Origin of the sequence: Thermococcus sp. (assembly GCF_027066465.1) — an archaeon.
GTDB lineage: Archaea > Methanobacteriota_B > Thermococci > Thermococcales > Thermococcaceae > Thermococcus.
The window spans coordinates 1-12,998 of record NZ_JAMONU010000071.1; the positions used below are offsets into that span (position 1 = coordinate 1).

At 50.6% G+C, this 12,998-nt stretch carries 8 protein-coding genes; 7 read left to right on the forward strand and 1 reads right to left on the reverse strand.

What is annotated here, in order from left to right:
* On the reverse strand, positions 1 to 634 hold a 634-nt coding region (gene radA, locus MVK46_RS03205; protein ID WP_297535210.1), incomplete at its 3' end, for a DNA repair and recombination protein RadA.
* Between the two features lie 908 nt (positions 635 to 1,542).
* On the opposite strand from radA, the gene MVK46_RS03210 reads away from it, so the two are divergent.
* The 7 genes from MVK46_RS03210 to MVK46_RS03240 all read left to right on the forward strand — a co-directional run bounded on the left by MVK46_RS03210 (position 1,543) and on the right by MVK46_RS03240 (position 12,894).
* Positions 1,543 to 2,145, forward strand: coding sequence for a DNA-binding protein (locus tag MVK46_RS03210; protein WP_297535211.1), 603 nt, complete (start codon positions 1,543 to 1,545; stop codon positions 2,143 to 2,145).
* Positions 2,146 to 2,403: 258 nt separating this feature from the next.
* Positions 2,404 to 3,654 (forward strand): ORC1-type DNA replication protein, encoded by a 1,251-nt coding sequence (locus MVK46_RS03215; RefSeq protein ID WP_297535212.1) that lies wholly within the window; start codon positions 2,404 to 2,406, stop codon positions 3,652 to 3,654.
* Positions 3,654 to 5,825 (forward strand): DNA-directed DNA polymerase II small subunit, encoded by a 2,172-nt coding sequence (locus MVK46_RS03220; protein ID WP_297535213.1) that lies wholly within the window; start codon positions 3,654 to 3,656, stop codon positions 5,823 to 5,825. Before MVK46_RS03215 ends, MVK46_RS03220 begins: the two co-directional genes overlap by 1 nt.
* A complete protein-coding gene (locus MVK46_RS03225) occupies positions 5,826 to 9,695 on the forward strand; it encodes a DNA-directed DNA polymerase II large subunit (protein WP_297535214.1) in 3,870 nt (1,289 codons plus the stop codon). It abuts the gene before it with no gap.
* Positions 9,696 to 9,726: 31 nt separating this feature from the next.
* A complete protein-coding gene (locus tag MVK46_RS03230; RefSeq protein ID WP_297535215.1) occupies positions 9,727 to 10,413 on the forward strand; it encodes a hypothetical protein in 687 nt (228 codons plus the stop codon).
* Between the two features lie 25 nt (positions 10,414 to 10,438).
* Entirely contained in the window at positions 10,439 to 11,212 is a 774-nt protein-coding gene (locus MVK46_RS03235; RefSeq protein ID WP_297535216.1) for a hypothetical protein, read from the forward strand.
* Positions 11,213 to 11,793: 581 nt separating this feature from the next.
* Positions 11,794 to 12,894 carry a site-specific integrase gene (locus MVK46_RS03240; protein WP_297535217.1) on the forward strand — a complete coding sequence of 367 codons (1,101 nt, stop codon included), beginning with the start codon at positions 11,794 to 11,796 and terminating at the stop codon, positions 12,892 to 12,894.
* Positions 12,895 to 12,998 lie beyond the last annotated feature (104 nt).

Below are 12,998 nucleotides of genomic sequence, written 5' to 3' on the forward strand. Positions count from 1 at the left end.
GGTTGCTGTTGAAGGCCCTCGCCACGTAGATGTTCTTCAGGACCTCGTCGGGGTCAAGACCTCTCGCCTCGGCTATCTGCCGTATTCTCTCGGGTCTGAAGGTGTTCTCCGTGTCAATCCATATCACCGAACCGCCGAGGCCGCCTTCTTCGGGCGGCTTCTGAACCATGACGGCAAGAGTGTGCGCGAGCTGGGTCTTACCGCTTCCAAACTCACCGAAGACCTCGGTTATGGCCTGCGTCTCTATACCGCCGCCGAGGAGCTTGTCGAGGGCTTTGCTTCCAGTGGAAATCTTCCCTATCGTCCTGCGCTTCTCCATGTACTCGTCGGCGCGCATGAAGGTTCCGATGTTGGCGGCTTCCCTGGCGGCCTGGATTATCTTCAGCGCGGCACCCTCGCTTATCCCCGCTATCTCTTTAAGCTCGAGCGGTGAAGCGACGGCTATGGCCTCTATTGTATCGTAACCGGCCTCGCGCAGTTTTTCAGCGGTTGCAGGACCAACACCCGGCAAATCCTCAAGGGTTTTGATTTCTTTTGTAGATTTTTTAGCTGGGGGGGATGAGTCCTCGGCCACTTCAAGTTCTTCGAACTCATCGAGCTCTTTAACCTCATCAACGGCCTTCCTCTTCACCATAACAACCACCCAATACCTTTGTTGTTAGTAAATCTAGGGGGATTATATACTTTTTGCCCATCCAAGGGGGAACCCCTATCTTTTAAGATTTTCGTTGTTTCAGGCAAAAAAGGGAAATACTCGGACAATACTTACTGAAAACACCAGAAAATACTGAAAAAGATAAACACGGTTAGTAGATTACTGCTTTCCAGTGGAAATTGAGGACTGAAACACCCGGCTTTGCGTTTCAGATGCCCGGCAAACAAGGGAGCCACTCCGTCTTTGAATTACTAAAGCTAATGATTACAACGGAGAGTCGTTTTCCAGTGGAAATAAAGGTCTTTTTCGATTTACATCGAAAAGACCCCCCAGAGTTTTATTTCCACTGGAACCCACTTTCGGAGAAAGGACGGTCTCAAGCACTTTGATAGATGCAAAAAGAGAGAGCAAATTTTGTTTACGTTGTTTTCTTAGATTGCGTTCATTAATAATTTATGCTGAATGCACAATAATCATATTACAGCTGTGAACATTCAAAATTGTTGAACAATGTTTACCGAAAAGTATATCTATTAGATGATAAATAGAAAACGGGGGAGTTTATCACCTCTCAAAGCAATTCAAACTGGGAGTAGCCAAAAGCCGGTTCCAGTGGAAACAAAACTCCCTGGGGGTATAAAAGTGCTTAACAATTAATATTTTTTAAGTGATTTTGTTTACTGATAATGAACTCTTCTGTGCTGTAATGTTCACATTGTTGTGGACATACTAGTTCATTTTTCCTTCAGTGGAAGCAAAGTTTTTCGCCGCATAGACTTTACAAATTTAAAGTTATGATGAACATAGCTGTTTACTCCTTTGTCCGATTTCCAGTGGATACCCTAAAGTTTAATTTTGTTGATGCCTATTTCTAGTGGTGGTTTCCCGTGGAAACACCCGAAACACTCCTTAACTGGTTGCGCTCCGGTAGAGATGATGCAAACGATATCGTTGACCTCCCATGGGAGGTGAGGGCCGTTGAGCCGAACCTCTATATAGCCGAGCACCCGAGAATGCCCTTTAGCCTCATGCTGTCCTTTGAAGAGGGCTTTGTTCGTCTGCTCGCTCCGCTGGGGCTTGAAACGTACACCTTATCCAACGATGATAAGCTCAAGATATACCACGCCCTCCTCAGACTGAACGCCGAAGTGAAGCTTATGAAGTTCATTCTCGCTGGAATGAACGATGACGTGTACCTCGCCGTCGACCTCGACCTCAAGAGTCTTGGCAAGGACGAGTTTAACGATGCCCTGTCTGCACTCCTCTGGGGTCTCCTCTCGGCGGTTTCCGCTCTCAACTTGGAAGAAAGCTTCCAGCGTGCCCTTGAGGAAAGGGTTCTGGCAATGGTTTACGAACGTCTTCAGAAGGGGGCCACGAAGGATGACCTGCTGGCCTTTCTGACCGTTAAAGTTGGGATGCCGCGGGAGGAGGCCGAAAAACTGCTTCAGAGGATTCTTTTGGGGCTTGAGGATGAGAGGGAATACTTGTGATTCTGAAGGCCGTTTTCTTTGGCATATTTTTACATCTCTCTGTTCAACAAGGCATATAAACCCGGCCCGCGCAGTAGGCTATGCTTTCCACTGTATCCGGTGCTTCGGGTGGAACTGTGTCGTATGTTCAAATTAGATCGAAAAATATATCTAGAATAGCCTAATATTGCCGAATAAATTTGACATCATGTTGGATATAAATCAAATCTTTGACGCTAATTAACATCTGAACCTGTGTTTCCTGTGGAGAGTGAGACCATGGACAGTGATGGCTACTTGAACTCAATATTCGAGAAGTACCTCCACGCCAAGAAGATTTTCAAGAACAAGGAAGTTTTGAGGCACAGCTACACGCCAAAGGAACTTCCGCACAGGCACGAGCAGATTGACGAGCTAGCTCATATCCTTGTTCCTGTTTTAAGGGGTGAAACTCCTTCCAACGTTTTAGTCTATGGCAAGACCGGAACCGGTAAAACCGTGACAGTGAAGTTCGTAACCGAGGAGCTAAAGAAGATATCCGAGAAGTACAACATTCCCGTCGAGGTCATCTACATCAACTGCGAGATAGTCGACACCCACTACCGCGTTCTCGCGAGGATAGTCAACCACTTTAAAGCGGAGAGCGGTGTGGAGGTTCCCCTCGTCGGCTGGCCGACCGATGAGGTCTACGCCAAGCTGAAAGAGGTTATAGACGCGAAGGAGCGCTTTGTAATAATCGTTCTGGACGAGATAGACAAGCTCATCAAGAAGAGCGGGGACGACATACTCTACTCCCTCACGAGGATAAACACCGAGCTCTCGAGGGCGAAGGTCAGCATAATCGGCATTTCAAACGACCTCAAGTTCAAAGAGTATCTCGATGCCCGCGTTCTTTCAAGTTTGAGCGAGGAGGAAGTCGTTTTCCCGCCCTACGATGCCAACCAGCTCCGGGACATCCTCATGCAGCGCGCAAAGGAGGCCTTCTACGATGGTGTACTCGACGATGCGGTCGTTCCTCTCTGTGCCGCTTTGGCTGCTCGCGAGCATGGCGACGCGAGGAGGGCTTTGGATTTGCTCCGCGTCGCTGGTGAAATAGCGGAGCGCGAGGGGGCGAGCAAGGTAACCGAAAGGCACGTCTGGAAGGCGCAGGAGAAGATTGAGCAGGACACGATGGAGGAAGTCATAAAGACCCTCCCGCTCCACTCGAAGGTCCTCCTCTACGCGATAGTCATGCTCGACGAGAATGGCGAGCTACCAGCCAACACCGGCGACGTTTACTCCGTCTACAAGTCCCTCTGCGACCACCTTGACGTCGAACCCCTCACCCAGAGGCGCGTGAGTGACCTTATAAACGAACTTGATATGCTCGGCATAATCAACGCTAAGGTCGTGAGCAAGGGTCGCTACGGCAGAACAAAGGAGATAAGGCTAAACGTCACCCCCTACATGGTGAAGAACATCTACCGCCACGACGAGCAGGTTAGGAGCCTGCTCACGCTCACCCTCTCCAAGCAGAGGAGGTTGTTCTGATGCTGATTGAGGATTTAATCAAGAACAACTACCTGATAACCCCCTCCGCCTACTACCTCCTCGAACCCCACTACAAGAGGGACTTCACTCTGGCTGAGCTGATAAAGTTCGCCAAAGCTCGGGGGACCTTCGTCATAGACTCCTCCATAGCGGAGGCCTTCCTCGTCGAGAAGGGTCTCTTTTCCACTGGAGAACTCACTGAGCAGACATCTGTTGAGGTCTCTGAAGAAGGGCCTCTTGAGGTCTCTCAGGAGGAAATATATGAGGACTTTGCTGAATCGGCTGAAACTCCCGTTTCTGAAACTGTTATGGCTTCTCAGCCCGAAGAAATTCCTTCTTCTGAAAACGTTGAATCCGTGGAAGCATCGGGTTCTATTTCCGCTGGAGATGTCGTGGAAAGCGAAGTTTTTACGGCTTCTTCTGGGGAAGAAGGCGTTGAACCAGCCGAAATTGTTGGCGAGACTTCGATTTCTACTGGAACTGTCCCTGAATTGGAGCAATCTTCTACCTCTAATCTTGTTGAAGAACAAATCTCCAGCGAGATTTCTGAGGGGGAGAGTTTTGTTTCCATTGGAGTGCCTGAATCCGGGGAATCCGAGGACATGACAATCGGCCCCCTAGATGAGTCCTCATCGGTTGAGGACTCACTTCCACTGGAAGCCGAACCCTCTAACGGCAACGGCTACGGGGGTTACACCGATAGCGAGGAGTACTACGAGAATGATGAGAACGGAAACGGTGTGAAGCCAAAAATCGTCTACGGTGACTACGGGATTCCCATAGCGTACGTTGGCGAGGAGGTTGAAGGGGAAAAGGTTTACTCCACGTATGAGAATGTTGTTATACGACCCAAAGAGGGCTTTTACTACCGTGCCAAGGACATTCCCGATGACTGGACGGTTAAGTTTGATGTCAAAAACGTAAAGTTTGAAGCGCCCAAGGTCAAAAACGTCGCCAGCAGGGAAGGGGAGATAATAATCCAAGCCTATTCGAGCTACTTTAAATCAAGGCTCAGGAAGATGCGCAGAATCTTCCGCGAGAACCCGGAAATTGGAAGTGTTGTTGATATAGCAAAGCTCGGCTATATCCGGGATGATGAAGTTACCATAATCGGCCTCGTCAATGACAAGCGCGAGACGACGAAGGGCTACATGTTCGAGGTGGAAGATGCCACCGGGCGGATTAAGGTCTTCCTCGGTAGGGACAGGGAGAACGCGGCTCAAGCTTACAACACGATAATGCCGGATTCTGTGGTTGCCTTCCGCGGTCAGCCTGGCAGGGGAATCTTCTTCGCCAACCGCGTCTTCCTTCCCGATGTGCCGAAGTTCAGAAAGCAGAAGCCTCCCCTGGAGGAGAAGGTCTACGCGGTTCTGCTGAGCGACATTCACGTCGGCTCGAACAAGTTCTGCGAGAAGGCCTTCGAGAAGTTCCTCGAATGGCTCAACGGTGAGGTCAACAGCAGGGCCGAGGAAGAACTCGTGAGCAGGATTAAGTACATGATAATCGGCGGTGACGTCGTTGACGGCGTCGGCATCTACCCCGGCCAGTACAACGAGCTGGCCATCCCAGACATCTTCGACCAGTACGAGGCGTTGGCCAATCTCCTCCGCAACGTTCCTGACCATATAACCATGTTCATCGGCCCGGGCAACCACGATGCAGCAAGAATGGCCCTCCCACAGCCCGGCTTCTACGAGGAGTACGCTAAGCCGATATACAAGCTCAAGAACGCCGTGATAATAAGCAACCCCGCCGTGATAGAGCTTCACGGCAGGGAGTTCCTCATCGCCCACGGGAGGGGCATAGAGGACGTCGTTGACTTCGTTCCCAACAGGACCCACCACAGACCTGCGGAGGCGATGGTCGAGTTGCTCAAGTTAAGGCACCTCGCGCCGACCTTCGGGAACAAGGTTCCCATAGCCCCTGACCCCGAGGATACCCTCGTCATCGAGAGCGTTCCGGACCTGTTCCAGGCCGGTCACGTTCACGTCATGGAGTACAGGATTTACAACGGAGTTTTCGTCATCAACAGCGGAACATGGCAGGCCCAGACCGAGTTCCAGAAGATGGTCAACATAGTTCCCACTCCGGCACGCGTCCCGATAATAGACGTTGAAACGGCCCGTTTGAGGGCGGTTATAAGCTTCGAGCAGTTCTGCGAGGGGGTTTGAATGGGAGAGGAGCTCTACTCACCCGAGATGAAGGCATACTTCGAATCACTTCAGCGCGAGATTGACCGGGCCTACGAGATAGCGAGGAAAGCCCGCTCTCAGGGGAAGGACCCCAGTCTGGACGTTGAGGTTCCTCAGGCAACCGATATGGCCGGCCGTGTTGAGAGCCTCGTCGGTCCTCCGGGGGTAGCCGAGAGGATTAGGGAGCTGGTCAAGGAGTACGGTAAGGAGCTGGCCGCGCTGAAGATTGTTGATGAAATCATCGAGGGCAAGTTCGGTGATTTGGGGAGCAAGGAGAAGTACGCGGAGCAGGCAGTTAGAACCGCCCTCGCGATACTCACGGAGGGCATCGTTTCCGCCCCGCTTGAGGGAATCGCTGACGTCAAAATCAAGCGCAACACCTGGGCCGACAATTCTGAATACCTGGCCCTCTACTACGCCGGTCCGATAAGGAGCTCCGGCGGAACGGCGCAGGCCCTGAGCGTCCTCGTCGGCGACTACGTGAGGAAAAAGCTCGGCCTCGACCGCTTCAAGCCGAGCGAGGAGCACATTGAGAGGATGGTCGAGGAGGTCGACCTTTACCACCGCGCCGTTACGAGACTGCAGTACCATCCGGAAGCCGATGAGGTAAGGCTCGCGATGAGGAACATCCCCATCGAGATAACCGGTGAGGAGACCGATAAGGTGGAAGTGAGTCACAGGAACGTTCCCGGCGTCGAGACCAACCACCTGCGCGGTGGGGCTATTCTCGTTTTGGCTGAGGGTGTTCTCCAGAAGGCCAAGAAGCTCGTCAAGTACATAGATAAGATGGGAGTTGAAGGCTGGGACTGGATAAAGGAGTTCGTCGAGGCCAAGGAGAAGGGCAAATCCGAGGAGCCTAAGGCCGACGAATCCAAGGCCGAGGATTCAACTAAAGAGGAAGTCGCCGAGAAGGTCGAGAAGGGCTTCTACTACGAGCTTTACGAGAAGTTTAGGGCAAACATAGCCCCGAACAAGAAGTACACGAAGGAGATAATCGGCGGCAGGCCCCTTTTCGCCGAGCCCTCGACCAACGGTGGCTTCCGCCTGCGTTATGGAAGGAGTCGTGTCAGCGGCTTCGCGACGTGGAGCGTTAACCCGGCCACGATGCTAATCCTCGATGAGTTCATAGCTATCGGCACGCAGATGAAAACCGAGAGGCCCGGAAAGGGCTGTATCGTTACCCCAGCGACAACGGTGGAAGGCCCTATAGTCAAGCTCAAGGACGGGAGCGTCGTAAAAGTTGACGATTACGAGACGGCTCTTAAGGTTAAAAACGAAGTTGAGGAGATTCTATACGTTGGCGACGCGCTCATCAACTTCGGAGACTTCGTCGAGAACAACCAGACGCTTCTGCCTGCCAACTACGTTGAGGAGTGGTGGGTTCAGGAACTCGTTAAGGCAATCGAGGAGCTCTACGAGGTGGAGCTAAAGCCGTTCTCCGACAACCCGCGCGAGGCGATTGAAGAGGCCGCCGAATACCTTGAAGTGGACCCCGATTTCCTTGAGAGCCTTTTGAGAGACTCGCTCAGGGTTAGGCCGAGCGTTGAGCTGGCAATACATCTCTCGAAAGTCCTCGATATACCCTTCCACCCCTACTACACCCTTTACTGGAACACGCTGAAGCCTGAGGAATTGGAGGAACTTCAAAAGGCCCTCCTCAACGCCCAAATCGAGTGGGGCGAGTTCAGGAAGCTGAGGTTCGCGAAGAAGATAATCCTCGAAAACGACCCACAGATTAAGCGCTACCTTGAGCTCCTCGGTCTGCCCCACAGGCTCGAGAGGGCCGAGGGGGGGAGAAAGGTCATCGTCGTTGACTACCCCTGGAGCGCCGCGCTATTAATTCCCCTCGGCAACCTTGAGTGGGAGTTTAAAGCCAAACCCTTCTTCACGGTCATCGACGTCATCAACGAGAACAACCCGATAAAGATTCGGGACAGGGGAATAAGCTGGATAGGGGCCAGAATGGGCAGGCCCGAGAAGGCCAAGGAGAGGAAGATGAAGCCCCCGGTCCAGGTGCTCTTCCCGATTGGTCTTGCGGGAGGTCCGAGCAGGGACATTAAAAAGGCCGCGGAGGAAGGAAAAACAGCTAAGGTCGAGATAGCCTTCTTCAAGTGTCCTAAGTGCGGTCATACCGGTCCGGAGCACCTCTGTCCGGTCTGCGGGACGAGGAAGGAGCTCCTCTGGCACTGCCCCAAGTGCAACGTCGATTATCCAGAGAGCGAGGCGAAGGAGTTCGGTTTCCGCTGTCCGCGCTGTGACGTCGAGCTGAAGCCCTATGCACAGAGGGAGATAAAGCCCTCCGAACTCCTGAAACGGGCTATGGACAACGTCAAGGTCTACGGCATCGACAGGCTCAAGGGCGTCAAGGGTATGACATCGGGCTACAAAATGGCCGAACCCCTCGAAAAGGGCCTCCTGAGGGTTAAGAACGACGTCTACGTTTTCAAGGACGGCACAATCCGCTTCGACGCGACAGATGCTCCAATAACCCACTTCAAGCCGAAGGAAATCGGTGTAAGCGTTGAAAAGCTTCGCGAGCTCGGCTATACGCATGACTTCGAGGGCAAACCGCTTGAACGGGACGACCAGATAGTCGAGCTGAAGGTTCAGGACATAATCCTCTCCTACGCGGCAGGAAAATACCTCCTCAAGGTCGCGCGCTTCGTTGACGACCTGCTCGAGAAGTTCTACGGCCTGCCGAGGTTCTACAACGCCGAGAAGATGGAGGATTTGATAGGCCACCTCGTCATAGGTCTTGCCCCACACACCTCTGCCGGAATCATCGGCAGGATAATCGGCTTCTCCGACGTTTTGGTCGGCTATGCGCACCCGTATTATCACGCCGCGAAGAGGAGGAACTGCGACGGCGACGAGGACGCTGTCATGCTCCTCCTCGATGCGCTCCTAAACTTCAGCAAGTACTACCTCCCCGAAAAACGCGGTGGAAAGATGGACGCACCGCTGGTCGTTACGACGAGGCTCGACCCGCGTGAGGTGGACAGCGAGGTTCACAACATGGACGTCGTCCGCTATTATCCCCTTGAGTTCTATGAGGCCACCTACGAGATGAAATCGCCGAAGGAAATCAAGTTCATCGAGCGCGTTGAAGATAGACTCGGCAGGCCGGAGATGTACGAGGGCATAAAGTTCACCCACGATACCGACGACATCGGCCTCGGCCCGAAGATGAGCCTGTACAAACAGCTCGGCGATATGGTCGAGAAGGTCGAGAGACAGCTCGCTTTGGCGGAGCGCATTCGCGCGGTCGATGAGCATCACGTTGCTGAGACAATACTCAACTCCCACTTGATTCCAGATTTGAGGGGCAACCTGAGGAGCTTCACGAGGCAGGAGTTCCGCTGTGTGAAGTGCAACACGAAATATCGGAGGCTTCCGCTCATCGGGCGCTGTCCCAAGTGCGGTGGAAAAATCGTCCTGACGGTGAGCAAAGGCGCGGTGGAAAAGTACCTGCCCACTGCGAAGATGCTGGTTACCCGCTATAAGGTCAAGGACTACACGCGGCAGAGGATTTGCCTGACGGAGAAGGACATAAAGACGCTCTTCGAGACGGTCTTGCCCGAAAAGCAGAGGACCTTACTCGGCTTCTCGGCAGACGTCTGCGAGAAGATGATTAAGGAGCGCACCGGCTCTTCGAACGGAAAGAACGGCTATCTAGATGGCTTCAACGGGAAGAACGGGAAGGCGGAGAAAAAGGCCGAGAGCGAGGCCCGGAAGGAGAAGAAATCTAAGGCCGAAAAGTCGAAAGACCTCAAGAAGGAAGTCAAGAAGGAGAAGGCGAAGGCAAAGCGGAAGAGACGCATAAGCCTCGACGAGTTCTTCGGGAGTTAGCTATTTATAGTCCCTTCACCTATTTCTTCCGATGCTCGACCAGTTCAAGCTCCTCCCCAGCGTTGCCTACCTGCGCGTCGAGAGGCAGGCCTTCGTCGGCTACTCCATGCCCTTAGCCGGGTGGATAGGGGAGTATCTGATTAACTATGGAAAGCTTCCCCGGCCGAACTTCCTCGGAAGGGCGATGAGAAAGCTGGGCTTTTCTTTCGCTGGGGAGGAGCGGGACGAGCGCTCGATAACCCAGTTCTTCGTTAAGGGAAGCGTTTCAATAAGCGCGAGCTGGGACGTCGAGCGGGAAAACCTGTTCCTCCAGGTGATTCCGCTCCGCTCAAGGCTGTCAAGGGGTTTAACCGTTAGGGCCGAAAACATCGAGTTCTACGACCAGTTCGTCGTTTCCATCGAGCCGGCCGAGAGGCTTCCGCCAGGAATTAGAGGGATAGGGATTAAGGCCCTAATCCTCGAGGACTTCTACCCCGTCGAGACCCCCTACTGGGGAATGCTCCACGAGGACTGGGAGAGTGACCTTAACCTGCTCGTCATGAGGGATGAAGTTTATGACTCTTTGAAGCGAGAGGAGTACCGCTGTCCGGTCTGCTTCTCTCCACTCGTGGAGGAGAACGGCGTTTTGAAGTGCACCCGCTGTGGCTTCGTTTACGCGCCAGAGAGCGACTTTGAGAGGGTCGTCGAGCAGTTCAGCGTGGAGGAGTTTGCGTTTTGATAGACAGTGAAGACGGTGGTGATTAATGACTGACGATAAAAATAATCCGGACCCTATTAACGTTTTCAGTTTCTTTATTGCGGTTGCTACGATAATAGCAACTGTTGTGTCGGAGATGCTCAAGAATAGTGGGATACAGGATGAATATGTCTTTGTAGCGGTTTTCTCAATGTTCATGGCTATGTCGTTCGCTTTAGGTCACGTGTATTCCTCAAACAAAAACAATGGGATGAACAAAATTGCTGGTGCATTTCTTGATGCTTTTTTAGCTCTGTCAGTTTCAATTGTAATTACGAGGTATCTATCAGATAATTCCGAAGATTTTATCATCAGTCTTCCACGCGTGATAGCTTTATTTAGCGTTGCGTTCTTCCTGTTTATATTTTCCATTTATATGTCTGAGGAGAGCCTAAAACTAAAATTGTCTCTCACTTCGGACGTTCCTGAGAATATGTGGGAATACTTGGGAATGGCAGTTAGCATAGCTGTCTTTTGCATTGTTGGACTTATTAAGAGTGGGCTTTCTTCGTCTCATGATTGGATTTTTCTGATTATAGCTCTTGTGACGTTTCTCCTTGTTCTATGCTATAGAATTAAATCAGTAATCCTAGGTGTGCTAATAACTCTGTGCTCTTTTCTCCTAATCGTTCAATCAAAAGTTATCTTAATCTCCGGATTTCTCCTAATGTTTTTCATAAAATTGTTTTTGGATGATGTTCTTTTTGTTTCCTCTGTTGATGAAGATTCAAAAGAAGAAAAATTGGGGAATACAAAAAGAGGTAGACGTGACAAGAGGTGATAAATTCACTGCCTCATTCCTACAAAGACGCCACAGCATTTCAAAAAGGAATGACGAACTTTGGTGAAACTTCACGTTTAGCCTTTAAGAAATGTTGGCGAAAAGAACGCCCTTCTCTCCAACGGGCAGGAATCAGTCGTGCACTAGTTAAGTGCAATCTTGACTGGGGTTTAGCATTACATGAAGCCGTTCAAGTAGTTTCAACTTCATATTGGCGCCCAAAGGGTGCCGTTTGTAAAGTAAAATACTCACACAAGCCTTTAGAAAAAGCACTTAACCTTCCACCAGCGCTGAAGCTTTTGGAAAAAGCTTCACTAAAAGTTAGTAGCTCCTCATGAAGAACGTCCATACAAGCCGATTTTACACGCCAAATGTTCATTTTCAGGCGAGGACACTTTGAAAAAGTCTATTGAAATGGGTTTATTCTCTCCTGACGCCCTTCGGGCGTCGATTTAAAGGTAAACCCACAGCCAAGGGACAATTTGAAAAAGTTCTCACACTTGAAACAACCATTTAATGAGAGAAAATCATCTAGGATTCGGCCTCTAAAAAGGAGTTACAAACTTTGATGAAACTTTTGCTTGAAAAGTTTCTATGGTAGCCCCGCCGGGATTCGAACCCGGGTCGCGGGATCCAAAGCTAAGCGGAAAAGCCTTTATTCGCTAAATGAAGCCCTTACAGAGCCTATTTTAGAAGAAGCCATAGAAATGCCTCAATCGGCATTTCCAGCAATCGGACACGTTTTTCACAGTAGTGGTAAGCAAGAATACTACAGAAGGCTTCTCCAAGTTCCGAATCCAAACCAGTACTACGTAATCACCGAGGAAGACATCGACAGATTATTCCTCGAATTCGAAGCCAAAGGCGTTAGCCATGCACACAAAAGGAGCGTTGAATATTTAATCAACATGTTCCTCAAGGAGGCGGCCAAGGAACACCAGGGGAAATACATTTTCACGATGAAAGACCTAAAAGAGTATCTTGGGATTATCAGGAGGGAATACTCGGTATCGTTCTACCGCAAAAACGTGACCTATCTCAAAAAGCTCTTCAGAATAGCTGGAATCGACTTAGCGGAATCTCTTAAAGCACCGCAGGAAATAGACATTGACCTGACCATTGTAACGGTTGACGACATCAAAAACTTGATACAGCTGGTTGATTCCCTCCACCTCAGCTGGCGCTTTGAGGACTGGAAGAAGGACCAATTCATCACGGCAATGCTTTTAATGGCTGTGACGGGCATGAGAGTAAGCGAACTGGCCAGAGTCCCCCTGAAAGACATAGATTTAGAAAACCGCAGAATTTACCTCAACACTTCTCAGACAAAAACAAAGCAGAGCAGAGTGGTATTTCTCACGGAAGAACTACAGGAACTCCTGCAGGAATACATTCAAATCTACAAACCGAATTTACACGAGCCTTTAGCGACGGTTCCGCAAATGCAAAGACCATTCAGAAGAAAAAGCCCTCTAAGAAACCAGAAACTCAGGCCCAAACACATGAGAAAGTTCTTTGCACAGGAATGGGACAGGAGAAATGGCAACGCCACAATCAAAAAGCTTTTAATGGGCCATTCTATCAGATATGACATCAACGCCCTCCACTACTCACATCATACTGTGGACGAGTTGCAGGATGCTTATGAGAAGGTTTTTGGTGACCTCAGATTCTTGAAGTAGGCTTATGGTTTATCTTTTCAATTATTTCTTAGTACTCTCTGCGACGTTCAGTTATCAAACAACCATCAAAGAAGCTAATGGTTGATTAATAACCGGATTTAACT